This is a genomic window from Gammaproteobacteria bacterium (genome assembly GCA_014075255.1).
GTDB lineage: Bacteria > Pseudomonadota > Gammaproteobacteria > UBA4575 > UBA4575 > JABDMD01.
The window spans coordinates 586,778-611,773 of the sequence record CP046178.1 but is presented as its reverse complement, the minus strand read 5'-3'; the positions used below and the strand labels follow the sequence as shown (position 1 = coordinate 611,773).

The 24,996-nt window shown below is 39.2% G+C and carries 25 protein-coding genes and 3 tRNA genes; 8 read left to right on the top strand and 20 right to left on the bottom strand.

From position 1 onward, the window contains the following. Nucleotide 1: 1 nt before the first annotated feature. Nucleotides 2-1,378 carry a leucyl aminopeptidase family protein gene (locus tag GKR92_03125; protein QMU62699.1) on the bottom strand — a complete coding sequence of 459 codons (1,377 nt, stop codon included), beginning with the start codon at nt 1,376-1,378 and terminating at the stop codon, nt 2-4. Nucleotides 1,379-1,431: 53 nt separating this feature from the next. Here GKR92_03125 and GKR92_03120 point away from each other — a divergent pair, with 53 nt between their 5' ends. Then, entirely contained in the window at nt 1,432-2,355 is a 924-nt protein-coding gene (locus GKR92_03120) for an ATP-binding cassette domain-containing protein (GenBank protein QMU60737.1), read from the top strand. Between the two features lie 6 nt (nt 2,356-2,361). After that, nucleotides 2,362-3,135: an ABC transporter permease gene (locus GKR92_03115; GenBank protein ID QMU60736.1), complete on the top strand. Its 774-nt coding sequence runs from the start codon at nt 2,362-2,364 to the stop codon at nt 3,133-3,135. A 1-nt stretch (nt 3,136) separates the two neighbouring features. Here the strand turns inward: GKR92_03115 and GKR92_03110 are convergent, their stop codons facing one another. Next, on the bottom strand, nt 3,137-4,429 hold the full coding sequence (locus GKR92_03110) for an AAA family ATPase (GenBank protein QMU60735.1): 1,293 nt from the start codon (nt 4,427-4,429) through the stop codon (nt 3,137-3,139). A 252-nt stretch (nt 4,430-4,681) separates the two neighbouring features. Between GKR92_03110 and GKR92_03105 the strand changes: the two genes are divergently transcribed. Beyond that, a complete protein-coding gene (locus GKR92_03105; GenBank protein QMU60734.1) occupies nt 4,682-4,837 on the top strand; it encodes a hypothetical protein in 156 nt (51 codons plus the stop codon). Nucleotides 4,838-4,851: 14 nt separating this feature from the next. Here GKR92_03105 and GKR92_03100 read toward each other — a convergent pair whose 3' ends face one another. The 3 genes from GKR92_03100 to GKR92_03090 are packed head-to-tail and all read right to left on the bottom strand — an operon-like array spanning nt 4,852 to nt 7,073. Then, entirely contained in the window at nt 4,852-6,222 is a 1,371-nt protein-coding gene (locus GKR92_03100; GenBank protein ID QMU60733.1) for a cytochrome P450, read from the bottom strand. 25 nt (nt 6,223-6,247) lie between these two features. Then, nucleotides 6,248-6,667 carry a ferric iron uptake transcriptional regulator gene (gene fur / locus GKR92_03095; protein QMU60732.1) on the bottom strand — a complete coding sequence of 140 codons (420 nt, stop codon included), beginning with the start codon at nt 6,665-6,667 and terminating at the stop codon, nt 6,248-6,250. A 16-nt stretch (nt 6,668-6,683) separates the two neighbouring features. Next, on the bottom strand, nt 6,684-7,073 hold the full coding sequence (locus GKR92_03090) for a hypothetical protein (protein ID QMU60731.1): 390 nt from the start codon (nt 7,071-7,073) through the stop codon (nt 6,684-6,686). A 123-nt stretch (nt 7,074-7,196) separates the two neighbouring features. On the opposite strand from GKR92_03090, the gene GKR92_03085 reads away from it, so the two are divergent. After that, nucleotides 7,197-7,442: a hypothetical protein gene (locus tag GKR92_03085; protein ID QMU60730.1), complete on the top strand. Its 246-nt coding sequence runs from the start codon at nt 7,197-7,199 to the stop codon at nt 7,440-7,442. Nucleotides 7,443-7,586: 144 nt separating this feature from the next. Here the strand turns inward: GKR92_03085 and GKR92_03080 are convergent, their stop codons facing one another. The 5 genes from GKR92_03080 to GKR92_03060 all read right to left on the bottom strand — a co-directional run bounded on the left by GKR92_03080 (nt 7,587) and on the right by GKR92_03060 (nt 11,590). Further along, entirely contained in the window at nt 7,587-8,204 is a 618-nt protein-coding gene (locus tag GKR92_03080) for an NAD(P)H-dependent oxidoreductase (GenBank protein QMU60729.1), read from the bottom strand. 58 nt (nt 8,205-8,262) lie between these two features. Beyond that, a complete protein-coding gene (locus GKR92_03075) occupies nt 8,263-9,504 on the bottom strand; it encodes a bifunctional 3,4-dihydroxy-2-butanone-4-phosphate synthase/GTP cyclohydrolase II (GenBank protein ID QMU60728.1) in 1,242 nt (413 codons plus the stop codon). 141 nt (nt 9,505-9,645) lie between these two features. After that, nucleotides 9,646-9,732 (bottom strand) — tRNA-Leu (locus GKR92_03070). 26 nt (nt 9,733-9,758) lie between these two features. Continuing rightward, a tRNA-Cys gene (locus tag GKR92_03065) sits at nt 9,759-9,832 on the bottom strand. A gap of 156 nt (nt 9,833-9,988) precedes the next feature. Continuing rightward, nucleotides 9,989-11,590, bottom strand: a complete 1,602-nt coding sequence (locus GKR92_03060) for a hypothetical protein (protein ID QMU60727.1) — start codon at nt 11,588-11,590, stop codon at nt 9,989-9,991. A gap of 390 nt (nt 11,591-11,980) precedes the next feature. Here GKR92_03060 and GKR92_03055 point away from each other — a divergent pair, with 390 nt between their 5' ends. Next, complete coding sequence (locus GKR92_03055) at nt 11,981-12,469, top strand: MarR family transcriptional regulator (GenBank protein QMU60726.1); 489 nt, start codon at nt 11,981-11,983, stop codon at nt 12,467-12,469. 5 nt (nt 12,470-12,474) lie between these two features. On the opposite strand, the gene GKR92_03050 is transcribed toward GKR92_03055, so the two are convergent. The 8 genes from GKR92_03050 to GKR92_03015 form a co-directional block, all read right to left on the bottom strand. Further along, nucleotides 12,475-12,549 (bottom strand) — tRNA-Gly (locus tag GKR92_03050). A gap of 68 nt (nt 12,550-12,617) precedes the next feature. Continuing rightward, nucleotides 12,618-13,172 (bottom strand): CDP-diacylglycerol--glycerol-3-phosphate 3-phosphatidyltransferase, encoded by a 555-nt coding sequence (pgsA, locus tag GKR92_03045; GenBank protein ID QMU60725.1) that lies wholly within the window; start codon nt 13,170-13,172, stop codon nt 12,618-12,620. Between the two features lie 6 nt (nt 13,173-13,178). Continuing rightward, a complete protein-coding gene (gene uvrC / locus GKR92_03040) occupies nt 13,179-15,017 on the bottom strand; it encodes an excinuclease ABC subunit UvrC (protein QMU60724.1) in 1,839 nt (612 codons plus the stop codon). Nucleotides 15,018-15,044: 27 nt separating this feature from the next. Further along, nucleotides 15,045-15,686, bottom strand: coding sequence for a uracil-DNA glycosylase (locus tag GKR92_03035; GenBank protein QMU60723.1), 642 nt, complete (start codon nt 15,684-15,686; stop codon nt 15,045-15,047). A gap of 21 nt (nt 15,687-15,707) precedes the next feature. Beyond that, nucleotides 15,708-16,676 carry a beta-ketoacyl-ACP synthase III gene (fabH, locus tag GKR92_03030; protein QMU60722.1) on the bottom strand — a complete coding sequence of 323 codons (969 nt, stop codon included), beginning with the start codon at nt 16,674-16,676 and terminating at the stop codon, nt 15,708-15,710. Between the two features lie 18 nt (nt 16,677-16,694). Next, nucleotides 16,695-17,720, bottom strand: a complete 1,026-nt coding sequence (plsX, locus tag GKR92_03025; GenBank protein ID QMU60721.1) for a phosphate acyltransferase PlsX — start codon at nt 17,718-17,720, stop codon at nt 16,695-16,697. Nucleotides 17,721-17,838: 118 nt separating this feature from the next. Next, the gene (gene rpmF, locus GKR92_03020) at nt 17,839-18,036 is read right to left on the bottom strand and encodes a 50S ribosomal protein L32 (protein ID QMU60720.1); all 198 of its coding nucleotides are present in this window, start codon (nt 18,034-18,036) and stop codon (nt 17,839-17,841) included. A gap of 18 nt (nt 18,037-18,054) precedes the next feature. Further along, nucleotides 18,055-18,693, bottom strand: a complete 639-nt coding sequence (locus GKR92_03015; protein ID QMU60719.1) for a hypothetical protein — start codon at nt 18,691-18,693, stop codon at nt 18,055-18,057. Between the two features lie 76 nt (nt 18,694-18,769). Between GKR92_03015 and GKR92_03010 the strand changes: the two genes are divergently transcribed. Both GKR92_03010 and GKR92_03005 read left to right on the top strand, forming a co-directional pair. Next, the gene (locus GKR92_03010) at nt 18,770-19,381 is read left to right on the top strand and encodes a septum formation inhibitor Maf (protein QMU60718.1); all 612 of its coding nucleotides are present in this window, start codon (nt 18,770-18,772) and stop codon (nt 19,379-19,381) included. Nucleotides 19,382-19,703: 322 nt separating this feature from the next. Then, nucleotides 19,704-20,315: a PEP-CTERM sorting domain-containing protein gene (locus tag GKR92_03005; GenBank protein ID QMU60717.1), complete on the top strand. Its 612-nt coding sequence runs from the start codon at nt 19,704-19,706 to the stop codon at nt 20,313-20,315. A 185-nt stretch (nt 20,316-20,500) separates the two neighbouring features. Here the strand turns inward: GKR92_03005 and GKR92_03000 are convergent, their stop codons facing one another. Together GKR92_03000 and GKR92_02995 are read right to left on the bottom strand one after the other, a co-directional pair. Next, nucleotides 20,501-21,475: a S49 family peptidase gene (locus GKR92_03000; protein QMU60716.1), complete on the bottom strand. Its 975-nt coding sequence runs from the start codon at nt 21,473-21,475 to the stop codon at nt 20,501-20,503. 111 nt (nt 21,476-21,586) lie between these two features. Then, nucleotides 21,587-22,525: an RluA family pseudouridine synthase gene (locus GKR92_02995; GenBank protein QMU60715.1), complete on the bottom strand. Its 939-nt coding sequence runs from the start codon at nt 22,523-22,525 to the stop codon at nt 21,587-21,589. 474 nt (nt 22,526-22,999) lie between these two features. Here GKR92_02995 and GKR92_02990 point away from each other — a divergent pair, with 474 nt between their 5' ends. After that, nucleotides 23,000-24,985 carry an Rne/Rng family ribonuclease gene (locus GKR92_02990; protein QMU60714.1) on the top strand — a complete coding sequence of 662 codons (1,986 nt, stop codon included), beginning with the start codon at nt 23,000-23,002 and terminating at the stop codon, nt 24,983-24,985. Nucleotides 24,986-24,996: the final 11 nt, after the last annotated feature.

Below are 24,996 nucleotides of genomic sequence, written 5' to 3'. Positions count from 1 at the left end.
ATTACTGTTGGTTTGTATAACGTTTTTGCAAAAACTCAACCACCGCACGCAATCCCATAGCTTCGCCTCCATTTGGGCGCCCTGCTCTGGCACGCATGTTATACGCCATAACATCAAAGTGAATCCATTTTGTTTCGGGAGGAACAAATTCTTTTAAATACAGTGCTGCGGTAATCGCCCCACCATATCCACTTGCGGCACTATTAACGATATCGGCTATATCGCTATTCAACATATATCGATATGACTGATGTAATGGCAGTTGCCATATCGGGTCATTAACTATCTCAGAGGCATGCATTAAATCTGCTGCTGAAGAATCATCGTTTGTGAAAAATGCTGGCACTTCAGTTCCAAGTGCAACTCTAGCTGCTCCCGTTAAAGTTGCAAAATCTATCAACAAATCAGGTTTGCTCTCTACTGCTTTGGTTATGGCATCACAAAGAATCAATCTTCCTTCTGCATCAGTATTATCTATTTCAATTGTCTTACCACTTCTTGAGGTGAGTACATCACCCGGTCTAAATGCATCTCCTGAAATAGCATTTTCAACTGCCGGAATTAACACCTGTAGTTGGATTGGTAGTTTTAATCGCATAACTGCTAAAGCGATTCCTGCTGCATGGGCTGCGCCACCCATATCTTTTTTCATTAGTCGCATACCCTGAGCAGATTTTATATCTAAACCACCACTATCAAATGACACTCCCTTACCTATTAAACTAACTCTAGGATGCTGTGGGTCGCCCCAGATAAATTCTATTAATCGCGGTTCGTGCGCACTTGCACGACCTACAGCATGAATAACAGGATAATTTTCTGTAATTAAATTGTCCCCAATACATTCAGATATTTTTAAACCAAATTCTTGTGCGATAGATTCGCATTCTTTCGATATGTGTTGCGGCATCATATCTGAGGCAGGAGCATTCACCATATCGCGTACCACTGTCACCGCTTGTATGATTGCGGTTAATTGATTTATATCTATTGCTCCATCTATATGCAATTTACAAAGTTTATCTTGACCTTTTTTGTATTCTATATATTGATATGCGCCCAAGCCCCAACCTAAATAAAGTTGTTCATTATCTTTATGTGATGAATTAATGTGATACTTGCCAGCAGGCAATTGTTTAGCACATAGCCCTAAACACCACATTAAATTCTCAATTTCCGCAATAACTAAAACTTTTTCCAAAGACCCTTGCATATTTGGTATGCGCAACACATTGCTTGCCTTAGCTTTGAATTGAGAAGCTTCGATCCAATTTTGCAGATATTTAGATTGATTTTTCTTCCAGGCTGAAAACTCTGACTTGAGTACGACATCAATCGGAATACTGTTAGTATCTTCATCCGTGTAAAAATACTGCATTAAATCTGTATTAGACATTAGCTTCCTTTTGCTTTTCGACTACGCATAAAATTATGACTGAAAATGCTCTTAGTATTGATGGACTAGGTAAAGTTTATAAGAATAAGGTGGTTGCCTTAGATAATATAGATCTCAACGTGAGAATGGGAGACTTCTTCGCTTTATTAGGCCCAAACGGTGCTGGCAAATCTACTTTAATAGGTATTTTAACATCCTTAATCAATAAAACTGCTGGCAAGGTTCAGATCATGGGATACGATATTGATACGCAATTTTCCCAAGCTAAAAGCCAGATCGGTTTAGTCCCCCAAGAATTCAATTTTAATAGTTTTGAGCCCTTGATAGAAATTATTAAAAGCCAAGCAGGCTATTATGGCTTAGACAGAAAAACGGCGGTCGATGCCGCTGAAGATTGCCTGGATAAATTGGGCTTGTGGGATAAACGCAAGAGCACGCCACGAGAACTCTCTGGGGGGATGAAGCGTAGGCTGATGATAGCGCGCGCTCTGGTGCACGACCCAAAATTACTTATTCTAGATGAACCTACTGCAGGAGTTGATATAGAGATACGCCGCTCAATGTGGAAACTCTTAAGACAAATAAATAGCGAAGGGAAAACTATAATTTTAACAACGCACTATCTAGAGGAAGCAGAAAATCTTTGCAAAAACATTGCAATCATAGATCATGGAAAAATAATCGTCGATGCAAGCATGCGTAATTTACTAGAAAAAATAAGCGAAGAAAGTTTTATTCTCTATCTGCAACATCCATTAACAACTCAGCCAAAGTTAGAAAAATATCAATTTGAAATAATTGATGATAAAACACTCGAAATAACACTAACTGATAATAAAACTTTATATGAGTTATTTAGCATATTGAATGGACAAGGCATCACTATATTAAGTATCAGAAATAAATCTAATCGGCTTGAAGAATTATTTCTAAAGCTTACCGAAAGTCAAAGCAATTAATTTCTTATGCCCTTCAATCAACAATTAATTGCGTTACGCACTATCGTAGTTAAAGAAATTAGACGTTTCTTGAGGATATGGGTTCAGACTATATTTCCATCTGCTATTACTATGACTTTGTATTTCATCATTATGGGAAAATTCATAGGCTCACAAATTAATGACATTAGCGGCTATTCGTATATCGAGTTTATCGCGCCTGGTTTAATCATGATGAGCATCATTACAAACTCATATGCCAACTCAGTTTCATCATTTTATAGCGCTAAATTTCAACGCCATATTGAAGAGATGTTGGTCTCGCCAATGCCAAACTACATTATCATCATTGGTTTCATGCTCGGCGGCATTGCTAGAGGTGTACTCGTTGGTGTAGCTGTTACAATCGTTGCGCTATTTTTTACACAGTTGCAGATATTAAATATAAGCTTAGTTATTGTGACAACTATACTCACTTCTGCGCTTTTTTCTTTAGCAGGAATAATTAACGGTGTCTTTGCAAATAGCTTTGATGATATTTCAATTATTCCTACTTTTGTGCTTACTCCACTCACCTACCTAGGTGGAGTATTTTTTAGTGTAGGAATGTTGCCAAATTTTTGGCAAAACGTATCACTAGCCAACCCTATTCTATATATGGTGAACAGCTTTAGATTCGGAATATTAGGGATTACGGACGTTAATCTAACAACCTCTATGGCTGTAATGATAGGTTTTTTAATTGTTTTGTTTTCAGTGTGCCTTTACTTGCTCAACAAAGGTATAGGGATAAGAAGCTAAATTACTTATTTGCAGCAACTGGACCACTAATCAGCGTGTCTTCTACCGAGACAATTGTGTCTGATGCATTTGTTACATTAGGCATATCAAAAACTGGGTCATGCACATATTCATCAGCATCCTTTTGAAACATCAGCTTATATGGGCCAAATGAAATTTTGTCACCATCTTTTAGTACACATTTGTGAACACGTTTGCCATTCACAAACGACCCATTGGTGCTCGCAATATCTTCGATAAAGTAGTTGTTTTGAAATCGTATAACCTTTGCATGGTGGCCACTTACCATTTCATCTGATAAACGAATATCATTTGTGCCAATTCTACCTAGTGTAGTTTCATCATCTTTTAATTCATATTCGCGCACTTCATTCTCATGCATTAGATCGATTAATTTTGCTGGGGTATCAAAATTAACTGCATTAGTGGGCTTGTTCTTAAGTGCTTTAATGCCTACTCGCTCATTGTATGGCACCCATTGTAATTCATTTACCGCCTCTTCTACGATTTTTGCAGTTATGGTTTTTTTATTCTCCACAAAAGCACAAATTAGTGCAGTATCGCAAAGTGAATTAATTAATCTTGGAATGCCACCTGTATATCTATATATAATAGCTATGCATTCTTCTTTTATTATTTTTGGCAAACTACCAGATTTATTTTTAATAAGCCCCGCCACTTCTAATCTATGATCTATATAATTAGGTATGTCGTTCTCTTCGAGCGCTGCCAAGTGAAATCTAAAACGTATTCTTTGAGAAAGCTGTTCCATTCCAGGCGCATCGAGTAGATGTTTTAGCTCAGGCTGTCCTACTAAAATCAAATTTAAGATTCTATCTTCATCTGTTTCCATGCCTGTTAACATACGAAGCTCTTCGAGTACCCGCTTACCTAAATTCTGCGCTTCATCTACAATCAAAATAACTTGTCTGCCTTCAGCATATTGCTCAAGCAAAAAGTTATTTAGCATACTAATAAGTTCCACTTTACCAGCACTGAATGGATTCAAACCAAACTCATGTAATATCGCTTGGAAAAATTCAATTTCGTTTAGCTGAGTCTGATAAATACGAGCAATCAATACACTTTCATCAACACTTCGAAGTAACTGTTGAATGAGTGTTGTTTTACCCGAACCAATTTCTCCCGTGATGACTACAAAACCATCACGATTCCATACTGTATATTCCATATAAGACTTAGCACGGTTATGCGCTTTACTTAAATAAAGAAAGTCTGCATCTGGCGTTAGCTGGAAAGGCTGCTGCTCTAGCCCAAAGTGTTGTAAATACATCTTAGTATTGTCTCAAAAAATGATGGAAATTCCGTAAATCTCTAAATTAAATACGATTTATTACTTATCTATTTAATTACAAATTATAGGGCTAATATGCAACACGCTTAGGGATGCAATTCACAAAATATCCAATATATACGCCAACCAGAGGGATTATTGAAGTCTTTAGATCTAGTTCACGGTTATACGATATAAATAAACGGTAAAGTTACTATTAGTAAATTAGTTGTATTTTCGAAGTATATTATCATGGAAGATCAAGTAGAAGAAAAGCCAAACAATCGAGTCAATGCAGGGCGAGGTGTTGTAGAAACCACGAATTCAAATTCAAATAAAAATACCACCCCAAATCAAGAAGATGATAAAGATCGTCCAGATGATCGAGCACGCAAAGCTGGTTATTGATAGCTGTTAACAATTCACGCCGCAAGGTGCTGAACATTCATCTTCATTCCATATTTAGGCCGCATTGTAGTTGCGGCATGTTTCTCAACTTTATGTCCATCACATAAAGTCAAGTTGTACCGCTGTGCGATAAGCGCAACTACTAGTTTACTTTGCATCAATGCCATGTACGACCCTATGCAATTACGGTGTCCAGCAGCGAAGGGAATATATGCAAAACGAGATCGACCCACCGTGCGTTGCTTATCGAATCGACTTGGATCAAACGTATGTGGATCATCCCAATATTCAGGTAACCGATGAGTAACATAGGATGAAATAATTACTGTCATCTCTTTAGGCACTTGATAACCACCAATTTCATGGTCGAGCAAGGCCACACGCGAAAATGAATGCACAGAAGAATATAAACGCAACGACTCTTTAATTACCTTCTCGGTATAATCAAGCTTATTAAGTAACTCTGCTGTTGGCGCCTGTAACCCAATAACTTGATTCACCTCGTCATGAATACTTTGTTTCACTTCAGAATATTTGTCGATTACATACAAACTCCAACAAAGAGAAGTTGCTGTAGTTTCGAATGCAGTAACAAATAAAGTTAGCAACTGATCGCGCAAACTGCGCCTGTTATTTTTTATATATTTCTTAATTGCTGATTTATCGTTTACACCTTCAGGCAACAAGTGTTTTAAAAATCCAATATCATTTTCATAAGTATTTGAGTAATCATCCAATAAGCTATACACACATTTATTTAGGTTAGCTAAGGCTTTTCTAAAGTTAATCTCTTTTTTTAGATTTTTTGGCTGCAACAATGTTGACCTTAGATCTGTCATTTCCGGCCAATTCATACGTATTTGGTTATATATGCTAAACACTGTCTGAGCACGTGGCTTAAAACCCTCTCCCATCACCCAAACACCAGCTAACAGCTGAGTCAGTAAATTAAACTGATATTCAAGCTCAACAGGTTTGTTTTCTTTTGCATTAGAATCCCAAGTATCAAGAAAATCTGCTGCTAAAGCGGTGATCCAATCTACTTGCTTGTCGAGCGATTTAGCGGTGAATTTAGGCTGTGCATGTGAACGTTGATTCTTCCATACATCTCCCTCACTTAATAACATACCCTCACCTATCACCATGCGAACTTGTTTATAGCGAGTGTTCTTCTTGTACTTGTCGTAATTGTCGACTAGCACTTCTTTTATTAATTTGGGTTCAGAAACTAGATAAGAGTAATATGCACCCATATTGACTCGCGCAATACCTCCATATTTAAGTGCTACCTGCTCAAGGAATTCCATTGGGTTTGCACGCATTTCAGGCAAACAGCCTAATTTACCTTGCCCTTCCGGACCAGGCGGAAAATTATGATTCGACATATGTAATTATTAAATAACGGTATGTTTATTGCTGCTGGCAATTGCTTTCGTCACAAATGCCATAAATTATCAGCGAATGATCTGATATGCGAAAACCATTTTTCTGTGCAATTTCTTTTTGTTTTGCTTCGATTGACTCATCCAAAAATTCGACGATCTTCCCACATTTTACGCAAATTAGATGATCATGGTGTTTGCCGCTTTCGAGTTCAAATACAGCCTGCCCGGTTTCAAAGTGATGACGTATTACTAAGCCCGCCCCTTCGAATTGTGTGAGCACTCGATAAATAGTCGCCAAACCAATTTCATCACCAGTATCTAACAACACTTTGTAAATATCTTCTGCGCTCATATGTTTTTTATTAGAACTCTCGAGAATTTCTAATATCTTCATCCTAGGCAGAGTAACCTTTAATCCTGCGCGCTTAAGATCTTGATTTTCCATTATTAATTATATTTAGTTATTTGTCGTAATAGTTTTTTTTCTTAAAATATTCTAATTTTCTCATCAAACCTTTAACAGCCTGATCATAAGTATGCGTCATGTTAGAGAAACAGTAGCCACGCAACCAAGCTTCTAATTCACTAACTTCTGTTTTATTCACAATGCTATAGGTGTCTTTCGAATTAAAGTTATGAGAACTAATATAACCAGAAAGCCATGCACGATAATACGATTTCCCAACCGTATCGGCATCTACAAAACTGCGGCAAGAATCCTTACCTGCACCGGAGATCAAATAACGCCCAGCCATATCTGCTCCATAAATTGAATTAACAGTTGCCATCAGCAAGAACGTAACCATCATAACGTATGGCATTACATGCTTTTGAATGTGCTTAAATTTCATTCGAGGAGGTTAAGTAATTAATACACAAATAGTGTACCCAGTAAAAACAAAACCCGCCACGATGGGCGGGTTGATAGATGCCTTTCATTGCGATCCAACTTTAGCGTTTATACGTTTTAATTGATGACCCAACTAGAGGAGAAAGGGCTGCTAAATGTATTTACGCAAGGCTTATTGATGGTTTCAGAAGATATTTTTATAGTTATTGCTCCTTCTGTATTCTCGATTATCGCCTCTCAACGTAATGAGATTTGTGAACCACCAGCCGCTAAATTACCACAGCTTAACCAAAAGAGGTACATTAAATATGAGGTTAAATGTATTGATGTATATATGTTTTTATATCTAGAGAATAATAATATATTATAAATCAAATAGATACATAGATTAATTATATTTGATGTATATAAATATTAGTTATCTTATTGAATTTAAATGATATTCTAATCTTGAGGTCATAGAAGTCTATTAACATACCCTGAGAATAGCCTTTTGTATGCTGAAGATGAAAATTTAAAGCTTATTCGCACCTTTTAATCGAGATTCCCAAGGTATTTCCGGGCCTGACGCTCCTGCTAATAAATTACGATCATTGGGAACATGCTTTACAAAGTGCACTATCGCTGTTGCAAGCTGTTGTAACCGCTCTAGTGCGCCCTCATCTACTAACACGCTATTATTATAGTGTTCAGGTGTTAGATACACCCCGCCAGGTAGTGCATGCGCATGGAAAAAACCTAACAAAGGTTTAATCTCATGCTCAATCGTTAAGTAATGATGTTGTGTAGAACCTGTAACCACAATTCCCACGGGTTTACCCACCAGGGCATCATTAGGAATTACATCAAATACGTTTTTCAGAATACCCGTGTACGACCCTCTATAAACCGGCGTCCCTAAAATCAATGCATCAGCATCCACAATCTTTTCAATTAATGTTTTGGTATCGCCCTCATACAAAGCGGGATCCCGTCCATCACAAAGCTCAATATTTAGGTCACGAAAATTGATGGTTTCCATACTAATAGAATTATCTTGAGCATGAGCGTAATCAACCACTTGCTTCACTGCGTTTAATGTTCGTGACGCAGCATTTTTTGCTGGGCTACCGGATAAGCCTAGTAGATTCATATGAAATATTAAGATTAAAGATGTTTATATATTGATATGGAAGGTTACTTTCTAAAGTTCACTTCCAATGCGGCACTATATTTTTTAATTCAATTACGTGTCCCATTTTATCGCGTTTAGCTTGCATATATTTACGACGATATTCGCTATCAGTTGGAGCAATCATCGGGATTCGATTTACAAGATTAATATTGTAAGCTTGCATCCATTCACATTTGTCAGGATTATTCGTAATCAACTGAACATTTTTCACTTCCAATGCGCGCAACATATGGGCGGCAACCGAATAATCACGCTGATCTGCCTCAAAGCCTAATTCAAGATTTGCATCCACTGTGTCAAAGCCCTGCTCTTGCAAGGCATACGCCTTAAGCTTATTCACTAAACCAATCCCTCGACCTTCGTCACGCATATAGATAATGATGCCTTGTTGATTTTGCTGCACCATATCCATCGCCATACGTACTTGCTCACCACAATCGCAACGCATAGACCCAAATACATCTCCAGTAAGACATTCTGAATGGATACGCACTAAAACATCATCATCAGGCTTCCATGATCCATGCACTAAGGCTAAATGTTCACGATCCGTGTAAATGTCTTTGAATGCTGAAATTTTAAATTCACCCCAGCATGTAGGTAACTCAACCGTAACCTCGTGCTCTACACGGGATTCATAACGTAAGCGATACTTAATGAGTTCCTTAATGGTGAGAATTTTTAAATCGTGTTGTTTAGCAAATACCTTCAAATCTGGTAATCGCGCCATGTCACCATCTTCTTTCATGATTTCACACAACACGCCCACAGGGCTCAATTCCGCTAACTCCATCAGATCTACAGTTGCTTCAGTATGACCATCACGCCTAAACACACCACCTCGTGTCGCTCGTAATGGGAAAATATGTCCTGGGCGAGCCAAGTCACTTGCAGCGATGGCAGGATCCGCTAGCGCTTTAATTGTTTTATATCGGTCAGTAGCAGATATTCCTGTTGTAGTACCGTGCACATAATCCACAGAAACGGTAAACGGCGTCTGGTGCAAGGCATTGTTATCATCCGTTTCAACCATCAAATCTAAGTCTAACTTTCTAGAACGCTCTTCAGTAATGGCTGTACAGATTAGACCACGACCATATCGAGCCATGAAATTTACCATCTCGGGCGTACATTTATCCGCGGCGCCAATCAAATCGCCCTCGTTCTCTCGTGATTCATCATCCACGACAACAACTAGCTTGCCTAATTTAAGGTCCTTCAATACTTCTGGAACCGAATTGAACGTGAAATTACTCATTTGTCTTATTTAAATAACGGTATTGGGATTAAAAAAATCGAATATTACTGCATCGATAATAGATTGCAGTTACTCGCGCAGGACCAAGACTTTGATTTTACGATGCATATCCTGTTGATTGGATATTAGCCAATTTATAAATGGTGCCCGGGGCCGGAGTCGAACCGGCACAGTATTTCTACCGAGGGATTTTAAGTCCCTTGCGTCTACCAATTTCGCCACCCGGGCATAACAGAGTGGTCTTTACTACATAATGGAGGCTAGGACCGGAATCGAACCGGTGTCTACGGTTTTGCAAACCGCTGTATAACCACTCTACCACCTAGCCATGAAACTTAATCAAGAGTGTATTCGAGACTCACGCAATAAAAACCCCCGGCAATAACCGAGGCCTGCATTTAAAGTGTTACCTAATTTTAACCCGCATACTATCAATCTGCACTCAGACAGAAAAGTACCCTGTGGTATAGGATTATGAGTTATATCACCAGGCTATTTTTAACCCTGCTTGAGTCAAGTCATTTAACAATTTTTCTATAAACTCAGATTGCATATTCCACTTCTTAAGCTCAAATCGAGCTTTTTCTTCAATATCAGGATATAACCTTTGAAGTTGGTGAGCAGATTTTTCAGCAAGTTTAGTTTCTCCAAGTGCACTATAGATTGCAGTTAACAGAAAGTGCGTCCAAAAATATTCAGGCATATGAATATTATTCATTTCTCTTAATGCCTCATTGAATAGGCCTTGCCGATAAAAATTGAACGCAATAGGAAAATAATAGAAATCGGGATGTGCAGGATTCATTACCTTTGCATGCTCAAGCATTTCTATCCCCTTCTCCCATCTTCCAGATAAAGCAAGAAATAGCCCCGACTGAGCCAAAATTAATGAATTGTTTGGGTTTAATCCCAATGCCTGTGCTATGTCTTCTTTGCTTCCTTCTATTTCACCATTTATCAATTTAGCAATAGCAATTGCAAACCTTGATCGTGAGTTATTCGGGTCAATTTTTAATGCACGTCTCGCAGTCTGATTGGCAAGCTCTCGAACATCAACATCTCTTTCAATCTGATTCATTGAAAGTTGATATTCTTGGGCATAAATAATGGCAAGCGCAGCCCATGCATCAGAAAACTGAGGATCCATTCGAACTGATTCTTCCAAGGCTTCTCGTGCACGAAAATGATCTATAGGTGAAAATGTACTTATAAACTGGAAATAACTTAAAAATAACTCATACGCAGTAAAGTTATCTGTTAAACCTCGATTTAGATGGGCAAGTTCTTTGCGTATAATTACGCCATAGGGTTGAGCGATTGTAGTTGCTACATGCATAGCAATTTCATCTTGTATTTCTAACATACCTTTTACACTTAATTTTTCATTGTAAGAATGTGTCCAAACATTGGAGTGAGATACTCGATCGTCAAGCTCAACGTTAATACGCAAATTGTCCTCATCGATACGTACGCTTCCACTCAAGACATAACGAGCATCAATTATTTTTTTTAATTGCTGCGTGTTTGCTTGTCTATCTTCAGATAAATTGATCGCACTTCTTGCTATAACGACCAATTCCTTAAATTTTGTTAATTGACTAACTATTTCATGAGTAACACCATCTGCAAAATTAGAATCAGATAGTTTTTCACTTAAGTTTCTAAAACTAAGTACTGCTATCGTAGGAAACGAATGTCCTTTAACTAAGTCCGTAATTTCTTCTGATGCAGCATGGCTTTCATTTTGGAAATAAAATCGTGGGACGTAACTCCCTTTGACTACATCAATTACAACTTCATCATTTTTCCCTTCGAAAGAATAATAATGACGCAGCATTCGGCGTAACCGAACCGCATTTACACGCACTAATGGGTCTGTTTGTGGGTCGAAGTTTTTGTCTTTTTGAAAAACATTAATAGCGATAGTATGCGCCTTTATATATTGCTTTTTTCCTTCAAGAGTTTCCGTTACTACATGCTTCAAGAAATGAGTTATTTTAGGTGAGCGCGCGAACTCCTCCCCTTGCAATATACAATCAAGTTGGGCTTTCACTTCAGCTTCATTTGGTTTGATCAAAGTTGCCATAGTTGAAACTTTAGACCAAAAGCCAATCCACCGAATTAGCTAAATTCAAACACTTATATATAACTATTGTATGGACATTTAACATGTTAAATACAGTATGACACTTTCATTAATATTCCCATATTGCAATGATTGCCAATGAAGATTATCGGCCTGCTATCGACAACATTTAGTCGAATATTGATTTTTCCAACCTAATCCGTGCGTTTATTCTTGTTTTTGTGATGCTGGCCTGTAATTACAGGCCAAATAGAAAGGTCTAGATAATCGTTACAGATTGATTACTTACTCTATAGGACGAATTTGGTACTCCAAGCAATCCATTCAATAAGGGATTGCACTGGCTAAAACTGATCATTCGCAGTTAGGAAATAAACCAAGGAACCCAACATGCAAACCACATCAACAACAAATGAAAATGACACGAAAGATCCGTCTTCTTGTCTTGATTTTAATGCGACTACCGTATTACTTGGCCTGAGTATCGTAAACAAAGCCAAGCAGCAATTGAAAAAACCTTTGAGTGCAGCCAATCTAACCATGAACCAATGGTTAGTATTAAAAATACTTTATTTAAACCATGCTGTTACTCCCACCAAAGTTGCTAAAACCATTGATGCAGACCCCACCACAATTTCTCGCCACCTTGATAGTTTAGAGACGCGAGGTTTAATTGAACGTAAACACGACATAGATGACCGTCGAGTAATTCAATTACTAATTACTCCCGAGGGTTCGCTCATAGCTAAGCAAATATACAAATGCTATTCGGGTATTTTACAAAGTCTTGAAACTTGCTTAACTGGAAATCAACTACTTATTTGGAAAAAAGTTGAAGAATACGTAGGTGATCATATGACTTCTACTGCTGCTACGTAAAAAATTGGAGCGGGAAACGAGATTCGAACTCGCGACCCCAACCTTGGCAAGGTTGTGCTCTACCACTGAGCTATTCCCGCTGAATGCGCCCTATTCTATTGGACCCTTACCTTGAGTCAATAATCCTTAATTACTAAAGACAAGGTAACTAACCAAAAGCTTTAATGGCTCTTCTGAAATATACCAACATAGACCAAAGCGTTAGAGCCGCAGCAAGATATAACAGCCATACACCAATATCAAATATAGGTATACCAAAAATATCATAACGATAAAGCAACAATAATAAGGCCATCATTTGCGCTGTGGTCTTAATCTTGCCCAACATTGATACCGAAACCGACCCTCGATAGCCCAATTCAGACATCCATTCTCGTAGCCCTGAAACGGCTATCTCTCTACCAATTATGATAAGTGCTGGAATGAGTATCGATAATTTTCCAAATTCATCTGCAATCATCACTAATACAGTAACAACGATTAATTTATCCGCGATGGGGTCTAAAAAGGCTCCCAATTTTGAAGTTTGGTTCAGCTTGCGAGCTAAATAACCGTCCAACCAATCCGTCAGTGCAGCGATTGCAAACAATAGGGCTGCGAGGCGCATCCCTATTACATTTGGTGGAAAGTAATACACAAAAACGAGTAGAGGAATTATTAATATTCTAAGGAATGTCAGGAGGTTAGGTATACTATATGTCACTTTAATTTAACTTCCTGTTGAGTGCATTTCTTGATAAATAGCTTTTGCTAGATTCTTGCTAATCCCTGGTACTTTAGCAAGCTCTTCCTCACCTGCTTTAGACACTCCCCGAATCCCGCCAAAATACTTCAACAAGTTCTGTCGTCTTTTTGGACCTAAACCTTCAATGTTTTCTAATGGCGAATGCATCCGTTTCTTATTGCGGCGCTTGCGATGGCTAGTGATCGCAAATCGATGCGCTTCATCCCTAATTTGTTGAATAAGATGCAAGGCTAATGAATGAGCACTAAGGTGAATTTCAGGACTTCCATCCGCAGGTATTAAGGTTTCTTCACCTGCTCGCCTCTCAACTCCTTTTGCTACACCAATAATCTTTACTCCTTCAACCTGCAGTTCCTGTAATGCCTCTACCGCTTTGCTGACTTGCCCTTTGCCACCATCAATGAAAAGGATATCAGGCAGCTTTCCTTCTCCTTTTTTCAACCTTGTGTATCGCCTGGTTAGGGCTTGATGCATTGCTGCGTAATCATCCCCCGGCTCAATACCCTCGATATTAAATCTGCGATAATCTGATTTAACTGCACCCTCTTGCTCAAATACAACACATGAGGCTACCGTGGCTTCTCCTTGAGTATGGCTTACATCAAAACATTCCATGCGAGTAGGCATATACTCTAGATGCAATTCTTCCTGCAAAGCTTCAAAGCGCTGCGCCAAACCGGCTTTAGTCGCAAGCTTACTCTTCAATGCTGCAACCACATTTTTATTAGCAATTTCCAACCAACGAGCACGCTTACTACGTGGCGCATGAATGATGTCGATTTTTTCCCCCAGCTTATTGCCTAGCATCAACTTAAGCACATCAACATCATCGGGTTGATGACTGGTAATTATTTCTTCTGGTATAATATGCGTTAAATAATATTGACCTAGAAATGCTGCAAGTACTTTTTCAGGCATTTCTGCCTCTGGTAATTTAGGGAAATAACTTTTATTACCTAGATTCATGCCTGAGCGAATATTGAAAACCTGAACACAGGCAACATCACCTTCATTTGATACGGCAACAATATCTACATTGCCATCTTCGCTACTGACATATTGTTGTTCGGATACTTCACGCAACATTCCAATTTTATCTCGGTATCCAGCAGCTTTTTCATAATCTAAGTCAACTGATGCAGCGTCCATTTTCTGCACAAATTGTTCGATGAGTTGGTCGCTATTACCATCTAGAAATTCACTCGCTGCATCAATGTCATTCTTGTAACTAGTTTCCTCTATATACCCTACACATGGAGCGCTGCAACGTTCAATTTGATATTGCAAACAAGGACGGCTTCGATGATTAAAAAAGTAATCGTCACATTGGCGTACTTTGAACACTTTCTGTAATAGATTTAACGCATAACGTGCAGCACTCACACTTGCATAAGGCCCAAAGTATCGTCCTGTTTTTTTAGGTCGTCCTCGATAAAAAGTAATTTGTGGAAATTTATGCTTCGAAGAAATATAAATATAGGGATAACTTTTATCATCCCGCAATAAAATATTATAACGAGGCCTATGTTCTTTAATTAGGTTATTTTCAAGCAGTAGTGCTTCCGCTTCTGTATTCGTAACTGCAATTTCCATATCGCAAGTTTGTGTAAGCATTTTAGCGATTCGTGCGCTTGCTTGAGTCTTTGAAAAGTAAGTGCTGACGCGCTTCTTTAAATTCTTTGCTTTGCCCACATAGAGAAACTTTTCATTTTCATCCAGCATGCGATACACACCTGGATCTTGCGGGAGAGTCTTAATGAACTGTTTGGGATCAAACTTCAGATTTTTATTCAGCTCGACCATTCTTATACACTTCTCAAAATATTCAGGCTAACTCTTATTCAAAGTAGCTGAAACTTTTTTAAACACGTGTTCAAATTGCTTTTGTGTGAGACGTTTAGTTTGAGTGTTATAGCGGCTACAGTGATATGAATCTATTAAAGTTAAGCTATTACCAATATTATGAACGTTCTCATGACCGAATGGATGCTGGCTGAGCTTCAGGTCAAACGAACGAACAACTGAGTCATGTGCGATTTTGCCCAATGCTAGAATGACATTACCAGGTTGTAACGCTTGAAGTTCATTTTTTAGATAAGTATTGCAGATTTTGATTTCTTCAGTGGTGGGCTTGTTTGCAGGCGGCACGCATTTAACGGCATTGGTAATTCTACAGTTTTTAAGTTTTAAATTGTCGTCCACACTTACTGATTTAGCTTTACTTGCAAAACCGAACTTATGCAATGTTTCGTATAAGAGAATCCCTGCAAAATCACCTGTAAAGGGTCTGCCAGTTGCATTTGCACCATGCATACCGGGCGCCAAACCAACAATTAGAAATTTTGCTTTTGGATCACCAAATGCTGGCACTGGTTTGCAAAAATAATCAGGATATTTTTGTTTGGATGACTTTAGAAAGTCAGCGAGCCGCGGGCACCTTTTACAGTTGACTTGGTATATAGATTTAGACATGGTCGCCAAACTATATGGCAACTAAAATTTTAATAGTGCTGAACCCCAGGTAAAGCCGCCACCAAATGCTTCAAGCATTATGGTCTCATCTTTTTTAATTCTACCGTCACGTACAGCACAATCCAGCGCTAGTGGAATCGATGCAGCTGAAGTATTGCCATGCTCTGAAACAGTTACTACGACCTGCTCCATAGGCATTTTTAATTTACGCGCTGTCGCCTCAATAATTCGATTATTAGCTTGATGTGGCACTAACCAATCGATGTCACTTTTCTGTATATTGTTTGCCGCTAATGTTTCATCAACTATCCTACCAAGTGTATTGACTGCCATTTTAAACACTGCATTGCCTTCCATATACACATAGGCTTCGCCAGCTTTCAATTGTTCATACCCTTGTGAAATACCATGCGGGACATGTAGCAGGTGTTCGTAACTTCCATCGGCATGTAAGTGTGTAGACAAAATACCAGGCTCATCTGATGCTTCAAGTACGACGGCACCTGCACCATCCCCAAATAACACACAAGTTCCTCGGTCGTTCCAGTCCAAAATTCGTGACAGAGTTTCAGAACCAATTACTAACGCACATTTTGCACTGCCAGTCTTTATAAACTTATCAGCAATAGCTAACGCATAGACAAACCCCGTGCAAACCGCTTGCACATCAAAGGCTGCGCATCCGTGAATGTCCAATCTCTTTTGCAACAGACATGCCGTACTCGGAAAAATCTTATCAGCAGTGGTCGTTGCCATAATGATTAAATCAATATCTGCATTAGTTTTACCCGCCATCTCTAGAGCACGTCTAGAGGCGCTAACGGCTAAATCACATGTGGTTTCTCCGTCTGCAGCAATATGACGTTGCTTTATTCCTGTTCGGCCTTGAATCCACTCATCAGAAGTGTCAACAATTTTTTCCAAATCTTTATTAGTAAGCACTTTCTCTGGAAGGTAACTTCCTGTGCCAATTATTTTCGAATAGGTCATTATCGTTTATGTCTTGAGTTATGCTGTGTTGTCTTGTGTTAAATATTTTTCGATACGTGATGCAATTTTCTTAGGTACTTGCTGGCTAGCTTCTATATGTGCGATCCGAATTGCATGTTGAAATGAATATGCATCGGCTCCACCATGACTTTTAACCACCACACCTCGTAAGCCTAGCAAACTGGCACCATTATATCGTCTTGGATCAATACGTTTTTTAAATGCTTTTAGCACTGGCATAGCTAAAAGACCACAAAGTTTGGTAAAAAGATTACGTGTAAATTCTTCTTTAGCGTAATAAGCGACAATTTTAGCAACTCCTTCGCTGGTTTTAAGCGAAACATTACCTACAAAACCATCACATACGACCACGTCAACATCCCCGCAGTAAATATCATCACCTTCTACATAACCTATATAATTCAGACCACTTTGTTTTAACACTTCGTGCGCCTCTTTAACCTGTTCGTTGCCTTTAATTTCTTCCTCACCTACATTTAACAGACCCACTTTTGGGTGTTTAATTTCATCCGCTGCATTGGCTAGCACCGAACCCATCACCGCAAATTGCAATAAGTGTTGGCTGCTACAGCCTACATTCGCTCCAAGATCTAGCATATAAGTTTTACCCAACATGGAGGGCATCACACTGTTGATTGCTGGTCGATCGATTCCAGGCAAGGTTTTTAATACAAATCGTGCAGTAGCCATGAGCGCACCCGTATTGCCAGCACTGACGGCTGCATCAGCAATACCTTCTTTAACAAGATTAATCGCCACGCGCATGGAAGAGTCTTTTTTATTTCGTAACGCCTGTGATGGCGGCTCATCCATCTCAACTTGTTGGCTAGCATGATGAATATTAAGGCGTTCATAGGGTTGGATATTGAGCTTATCAAGCTCGGCGATGATCGCTTGTTGATCACCCACTAGGATAAGGAAAATATTTTGATGTTCCGCTAAATAATCTACAGCGGCTTTTGCAACAACCGTTACACCAAAATCACCACCCATTGCATCAAGTGAAACGGTTATATTTGTCACTGATGTTCTCAGTTAAGAAATTGTATTTTTGCAGTTAATGTACAGAACCACTAATTCTGTACCAATGTGAAGTGGCAAATTTTATGACGGCTCAGCGTCATCCTAAAGAGAATACAGTCTACTCTTCGTCGTCTTCAAATTCTTCAGCAGTCACAACCACTTGCCTGCCACGGTAATAGCCATCTGGAGTTACGTGATGACGCAAATGTGTTTCACCGGTGGTTCCATCAATAGATAATGCTGCAGAATTCAAACTGTCATGAGCTCTACGCATTCCACGCTTCGATGGTGTCTTCCTACTCTTTTGTACTGCCATTGTCCTTCTCCAAACTAATCAGCGCTTTGTAAGTATAGCAAATGGACTCTGTCTTTTAGTGGAGGCCTCTGGATCATCATTAGTGTCCTCACTAGGCGCCTCATTTGCAGCGAGCCAAGCTACCATATCTTGGTTACATAATGAAATATCCTGATGTTTAGGGACAAGGGGCAAATTCAGTAATAACTCCTCTTCCACCAAGTCTGATAGCACCAAGCTTTGTCCGTCGTATTCATGAATATCAGGCAAATCAGCTTCCTTTACACCCTCTTTTAGGGGAACAACCTCTCCTTCAGGCTTCACCAAGACACTGATATCAGTGTTTAGCGCTATACGCACCTCATCCAGACATCTCTCACATTTCATGGCCACACAAGCTTTTACCTGCCCTGTCACCAAAGGGTATCCATAATATCCTCTAGAAAAAACTAGCTTGGCTTCCACCATATCATCGGACGAGAGCACATTTTCTCTTAACCTCAGCATCGCTTTAGCTGCGATCAGGCCTTCTAACTTTCGTTCATGGTCTGCGAAACTTACGGGATCAAAACGAATGGGAAGTGGTTTTTGCTGTGGCTCTATCATGGATTTTGGCTTAGATTCTGGATTAGATTCTGGCATAAATTGAAGTATACGAAATAAGCCAAACCGCTTCATTATCGCTTTATGAGTGATTACCAAAACAATCAATTAGGAAATTAACCAAGTTCACTAGGTATAATTAATCCACATCATCATGAATATCGTCTTAGCTTCCAGCTCCACCTACCGCAAACAACTCTTAACCCCGCTCATTCCAAGCCTGACTTGTGTGACTCCGGATATAGATGAATCGGTTAAAGTTAAGGAATCAGCAGAAAATTACGTGTCACGTCTGGCACTAGAAAAAGCAAAAGCCGTGGCCCTAATCATCAAGCAGCATCAAAACAATGCATTAGTCATTGGTTCTGACCAATGCGCAGTACTAAAAGGTAAAATAATTAGTAAACCAGGCAGCCACGTAAATGCTATTACACAACTCAAAGCATCAAGCGGAAAAACCATAACGTTTTATACCGGCTTATGCGTAATCAACAGCAAAACAAATTCACAACACGTTAGCTGCGAAACCTTTCAAGTAACTTTTCGCACACTTAGTGAGAAACAAATCATTGCATATCTAGACAAAGACCAACCTTACGACTGCGCAGGAAGTTTTAAAGTTGAAGGCTTTGGGATTACTTTATTTGAAAAAATGCAAGGCGATGACTACAACACTTTAATTGGTTTGCCGTTAATTAAACTAACTTCGATGTTGCAAGCTGAAGGATTTGATCCGATTACATCAAAATTAGCAAGTGTATAATGTCCGATTACGACCACCATGGATCGTGGTGGAAGTGCAGTAATTTCACGACTGCATGAACAGTTGACGAGGAGCAATTTTCTGTCGTCACAATGCGGATATTCGTACTCACATCACTCAACTAACCTTTTATTAAAAAGGTTATGTTTTAGATAATTACTCTATTTAAAATGTGATGCTCATCACACAATTGTCTTCAAAACTGAAAAGAATTTTTAAAGTAAGGTTATTGCTTCTTAGCTAACTGCTATGCTTCCAGGTGTCAAGTAAAAATAAAAACTCACACTAGTTCAGTACATTATGTCTCAAGGAGGCGAGGATCATGAAATATCTTTTCATTACTCTAATTACACTCATCTGCGGGAATGCTAATGCAATCGTAATTACATCTACCAATCAAGCTGATTTTAATTTGGTGGCAGAAACATTTAATAATCTACCATTAGCATCAGCCACAAACAGTAATATTGTTAGCACTAGTGGGAACATTACCCTTGACAACGCCAATGGTGTTGGCGCCCCAGGAACAGGCACCCATTTTTACACCGATTTTAGCGCTAGTTTGACTGGTCTTGAGTATGTATTGAATGGTGATGAAAACTTTGATGTGCTTTTCTCTGGATTACAATCTGCCTTTGCTTTTACGTATGCAGATGATTCTATAGCTAGTAATTTCGCATTAACCTTCCTTAATAGTGGGATGGATGTTGGTATGGCCTCATTTACAACCTCCATGTTTAATACAGCGCAGTTCATAGGCTTCATTAGTGATACCTCATTCGATAAAGTGTTGGTCCGTGAAAATGACGGGGCATCTAATTCCAACGAATTCTTCCAGTTTTACTCCGCTACACCTGTGCCTGAACCTTCCACCATGGCCTTAATGGTGCTTGCTTTACTAGGTTTAGGTTGGACACGGCGTAAAAACAAATAAATAACTTTTAATTTAATTTAGCAATTGCCAAAGCCTCACCTTAGTGTGGGGCTTTTTTATGTCTGCTTATGGCCGAAAACGGGCATTCAAGTTAAAAAATATTTCATCTGATACAACATCCATGTTGCACTGATATTCGCACCTCCATGTGATCACTTCTTGCCAAAATAAAATAATTGCTGCTTTTAGTGTAATACCGGATATGTCAATGCTTTAATTACCGGCTCTACCATTGCAGTGCCTAAACGTTTTGCAAAACGCTGGAAAATATCTTCACGAAATGTGTAGTCCTGAATATCTTCAACCCCCACTACTTCTCGCGCAACATAACTTGCACTTCCAAAGCCATCTACCAATCCAAGCTCTAATGCCTGTTCACCAGTCCAAAATAAACCGCTAAACATATTTTTATCTTTGGCCAGTTTATCTCCTCGACCTTCTACCACCACATCAATAAATTGCTGATGAATTTCATCTAACAAAGATTGAATGTGTTGTTTTTCAAATTCATTTTCAGGTTGAAACGGATCTAATAACCCTTTGTGCTCGCCTGCAGTCATCAATCTTCTTTCAACCCCTAATTTTTCCATCGCATCAACAAATCCAAAGCCGTCCATGCGTACACCAATCGAACCTACAATACTCGCCTTGTCTGCATAAATTTTATCCGTTGCTACGGCTGCGAACACTCCGCCCGATGCACAGATATCCGTGACTACTGCGTAAATAGGTTTTTCAGGATGCATTTCACGCAGGCGGGTAATTTCACGATTAATGTAACTAGCTTGCACAGGGCTTCCGCCTGGACTATTAATTCTGAGTATGACTGCTGCCGAATTGTTATTTTCAAATGCAGCACGTAAGCCTGACACTATATTATCTGCACTTGCTTCTTCACCATCTGCTATGACACCAGCAAGTTCTACAAGAGCTGTGTGTTGCGTCTTAGCGGAAAAATTTGAAAAATATGGTGCCATTAAAGTAACGAGAAATATGGACACATAAGCAAAGCCTAAGAGCTTAAAAAATATTCCCCATTTACGTGCACGACGTTGCTCTTTTAGACCTGATTGAGCAAGATTAACAATTGCCTCTCGCTCCCAACCAGATGAAGAACGATCATCATTTGATATTTTGTCTAAATTAATTTTTGGTTCCATATGGACTCGTCACCCGTATAAATAAGTTCTAATAAAGTTACCCTGTTACAAAATCAGTAAACCCCATCGCTAGATGGAAATCAAACTATTCAATTAAGAAAATCATTCTTTTCACGAATCTAGACCTTTCATAAACGTCATTAGTTCAGCCCCCATTGGCGCGGCAATGGTAACCCTTTGCTTGTGATTAGGGAGTTGAAATGAAATTTCTGCTGCGTGCAAAAACATGCGCTTGAATCCCTTTTTTCTATATTCTTTATTAAGAGCAAAATCACCATGCTTTGAATCGCCTATTATGGGAAATCCAGCTTGTGCAGCATGGAGACGAATTTGATGCGTGCGACCTGTTTTAATTTCTGCATTCAATAACGTAAAGTTTTTGAAATATTCGATGGGTCTAAAAATTGTATATGCGTCTTTCCATGCATTCTTTTGATCATCTACATCTGAATTTTGTCCTTTAGATTGTAATGGTGTATCGATCACTTTCTCGCCCAAATCCCATCGACCTTTAACTAATAGTATGTAGATCTTTTCCACTTCACTTTTATCGTCCTCTCGACGCAGCAAATCATGCAATGCATTTAGGCTGTGCTTATTCTTTGCAATGAGTAGACAACCACTCGTTTCTCGATCGATTCGATGCACTAATTCTAAATAAGGCGCATCGGGTCTTATGGCACGTAACACTTCTATAACACCATATGAAACCATCGAACCAGGATGTACCGCTAGACCTGCTGGTTTATTGATCGCTAGAATATCGTCATCTTCATATATCGTAGAGGCTTCTATTTGATTTTTAATGGCCTCATTGATGTTGTGAGGCGTTGATTCTGAAATTGAAATATTGGGGATTTTTACCTCATCATCTTCCTGCAGACGGTAAGTTTGCTTAATTCTCTTACCATTCACACGGATCTTTCCGGTTCTCAATAAACGATAAATAAGTCCTTTTGGGACACCTTTTAAGCGGGTAAACAAGAAATTATCGATCCGTTGTCCATCTCTGGCAGCATCGATAGTAAGTGTTGAAGCGTTGTCTTTCATGTGGAACCGCTCATGGGCGTACTTATGACCTTTTGACAGACTGATTGATTGATTGGCAAAAAAGGCAATAAAAACGATAAGTTATATATTTGCTGCCCATGCCTTAGGTTGATATAGTCTCCATTGTGCACTATAAGCAATAGCTTAGTTTTAGCGCACTGTGCAAAAAAGCCATATCAAATCAAATTTTGACTTCGTATTTTTTCTTTTGCACAAAAATGAATTTCTACACTTTACAGAATTATATCTGTAGAGCGTAAGTTTAGATGCACTGTGAAAAATTAAATAGCACAGTCGCTTCATAACAAAACATAATGATTTTTATCTACACAATATTACATTTCCTTCGGCTCATTGCTGCCGAATCATCCTCGCCTATTGGTTTTCCCAATAATAGTAATTGGAAGGGATTTCGTGCGGACCTTTGTTTAGCAAAACAAGCCCGAGGGATAACGACTTTGGACAAAACCAAACATGAAAAGAATTTTAATCAATGCTACACAGCAAGAAGAGCTACGTGTAGGCATGGTCGATGGACAACGTCTATACGACCTCGACATCGAAATACCCTCTCAAAACCAGAAGAAAGCTAATATCTATAAGGGTGTTATCACCCGCGTAGAACCCAGCCTTGAGGCTGCCTTTGTAGATTTTGGATCTACAAGACACGGCTTTTTGCCTTTCAAAGATATTTCTAAAGAATACTTTAGCGATTCCAAAAATTCTGGCGAACGTTTCTCGGTTAAAGATCAAATTCGTGAAGGGCTACAAATTGTTATTCAGGTAGAGCGTGAAGAACGTGGCACCAAAGGTGCAGCGCTAACCACCTTCATGAGCTTAGCAGGACGGTATTTAGTATTAATGCCCAACAACCCAAGAGCCGGTGGCGTATCTCGACGCATTGAAGGCGAAGATCGTGAAGAACTACGTAAAGCCTTGTCCGATGTAGAAGTACCCGAAGGTATGGGTGCAATCGTTCGTACTGCAGGGGTTGGACGTACAGCAGAAGAGCTGCAAGGGGATCTGAATTATCTTATACAAATTCATCAAGCTATCAATAATGCAGTAGACACTCAGGATAAGCCATTTCTTATCTACCAAGAAAGCAATGTCATTATTCGCGCTTTACGTGATCATTTACGTGAAGATATTGGTGAGATTATTATTGACGACCTTGAAGTCTTCAACGACGCTAAAAAGTTCGTTGAAACCGTCATGCCTCATAATGTTCAAAAGCTTAAGCTTTATGAAGATACCGTTCCACTGTTCAATCGCTATCAAATTGAATCTCAAATTGAATCAGCATTCGACCGTGAAGTAACTTTGCCTTCAGGTGGCGCCATTGTAATTGATCACACTGAAGCGATGATCTCAATTGATATCAACTCTGCGAGAGCTACTAAAGGTAGCGATATTGAAGAGACGGCTACCAACACAAACTTGGAAGCTGCAGATGAAATAGCACGTCAATTACGCATACGCGACCTTGGCGGACTGATTGTTATCGACTTCATTGACATGATGGCTAATAAAAATCAACGTGAAGTAGAAAATCGTTTGCGCGAGGCATTAAAAATTGATCGTGCACGCGTGCAAATAGGAAGAATATCTCGCTTTGGCTTACTTGAGATGTCACGACAAAGACTACGGCCTTCACTTGAAGAATCGAGCCAGATTGTATGCCCACATTGTACCGGGCATGGAACCATTCGCAGCATTGAGTCATTAGCACTTGGCGTGCTGCGTCTCATCGAAGAAGAAGCGCTTAAAGATAAAACTAGCGTTATAACCGCAAAACTACCTGTAGATGTTACAAGTTTCTTATTAAATGAAAAACGATCTAATATCGGCGATATCGAAGCACGTAACCATGTGCAAATAATTATAATTCCTGATCCTAATTTAGAAACTCCACATTTTAATGTTGAAAGAACTAGAGACGAAGGAAAAGAAGTTATCAACCGACCGAGCTATGAACTGATTCCACAACAAGAAACTGAAGCTAACCTGCACAAGCCTGCCCCTATTACAGCGGAACAACCTGCAGTAAAAACCATAAACGCCGCAGCCCCCGTGCCGCAAAAGAAAACAAAAGCTACATCTAAGCCCGGCTTCTTTAGCAAACTGTTATCTTGGTTATCTAGCGATGAGGTTGAGGAGCCACCTAAACGTAGTAACAACCAGAATCGTCAAAATAATCGTTCACGCGACGGTAATCGTGGCAATAATAGAAACAATAATAATCGATCTGGTGGAAATAACCGAAGACGCAACCATCCGAATAATAGACGCAGAAATGATAATTCACGCAAATCTTCGAGCAATCGTAATCGCGGCAATGGGAAAAGTCATGGTAATACCGCACAAGATCAAACAGCAGGCTCGCCTAACCAAACACAGGCAGTTGAAACTAAAACCGTATCAACAAACAACACAGCAAACACTGAAACTAACTCATAGTTAGCTGCAAA

Coding starts and splice junctions, on each gene's coding strand:
- GKR92_03125 (QMU62699.1), bottom strand. CDS start 1,378: ATGCAGTATTTTTACACGGATGAAGATACTAACAGTATTCCGATTGAT.
- GKR92_03120 (QMU60737.1), top strand. CDS start 1,432: ATGACTGAAAATGCTCTTAGTATTGATGGACTAGGTAAAGTTTATAAG.
- GKR92_03115 (QMU60736.1), top strand. CDS start 2,362: ATGCCCTTCAATCAACAATTAATTGCGTTACGCACTATCGTAGTTAAA.
- GKR92_03110 (QMU60735.1), bottom strand. CDS start 4,429: ATGTATTTACAACACTTTGGGCTAGAGCAGCAGCCTTTCCAGCTAACG.
- GKR92_03105 (QMU60734.1), top strand. CDS start 4,682: ATGGAAGATCAAGTAGAAGAAAAGCCAAACAATCGAGTCAATGCAGGG.
- GKR92_03100 (QMU60733.1), bottom strand. CDS start 6,222: ATGTCGAATCATAATTTTCCGCCTGGTCCGGAAGGGCAAGGTAAATTA.
- fur (QMU60732.1), bottom strand. CDS start 6,667: ATGGAAAATCAAGATCTTAAGCGCGCAGGATTAAAGGTTACTCTGCCT.
- GKR92_03090 (QMU60731.1), bottom strand. CDS start 7,073: ATGAAATTTAAGCACATTCAAAAGCATGTAATGCCATACGTTATGATG.
- GKR92_03085 (QMU60730.1), top strand. CDS start 7,197: ATGACCCAACTAGAGGAGAAAGGGCTGCTAAATGTATTTACGCAAGGC.
- GKR92_03080 (QMU60729.1), bottom strand. CDS start 8,204: ATGAATCTACTAGGCTTATCCGGTAGCCCAGCAAAAAATGCTGCGTCA.
- GKR92_03075 (QMU60728.1), bottom strand. CDS start 9,504: ATGAGTAATTTCACGTTCAATTCGGTTCCAGAAGTATTGAAGGACCTT.
- GKR92_03060 (QMU60727.1), bottom strand. CDS start 11,590: ATGGCAACTTTGATCAAACCAAATGAAGCTGAAGTGAAAGCCCAACTT.
- GKR92_03055 (QMU60726.1), top strand. CDS start 11,981: ATGCAAACCACATCAACAACAAATGAAAATGACACGAAAGATCCGTCT.
- uvrC (QMU60724.1), bottom strand. CDS start 15,017: ATGGTCGAGCTGAATAAAAATCTGAAGTTTGATCCCAAACAGTTCATT.
- GKR92_03035 (QMU60723.1), bottom strand. CDS start 15,686: ATGTCTAAATCTATATACCAAGTCAACTGTAAAAGGTGCCCGCGGCTC.
- fabH (QMU60722.1), bottom strand. CDS start 16,676: ATGACCTATTCGAAAATAATTGGCACAGGAAGTTACCTTCCAGAGAAA.
- rpmF (QMU60720.1), bottom strand. CDS start 18,036: ATGGCAGTACAAAAGAGTAGGAAGACACCATCGAAGCGTGGAATGCGT.
- GKR92_03015 (QMU60719.1), bottom strand. CDS start 18,693: ATGAAGCGGTTTGGCTTATTTCGTATACTTCAATTTATGCCAGAATCT.
- GKR92_03005 (QMU60717.1), top strand. CDS start 19,704: ATGAAATATCTTTTCATTACTCTAATTACACTCATCTGCGGGAATGCT.
- GKR92_03000 (QMU60716.1), bottom strand. CDS start 21,475: ATGGAACCAAAAATTAATTTAGACAAAATATCAAATGATGATCGTTCT.
- GKR92_02995 (QMU60715.1), bottom strand. CDS start 22,525: ATGAAAGACAACGCTTCAACACTTACTATCGATGCTGCCAGAGATGGA.
- GKR92_02990 (QMU60714.1), top strand. CDS start 23,000: ATGAAAAGAATTTTAATCAATGCTACACAGCAAGAAGAGCTACGTGTA.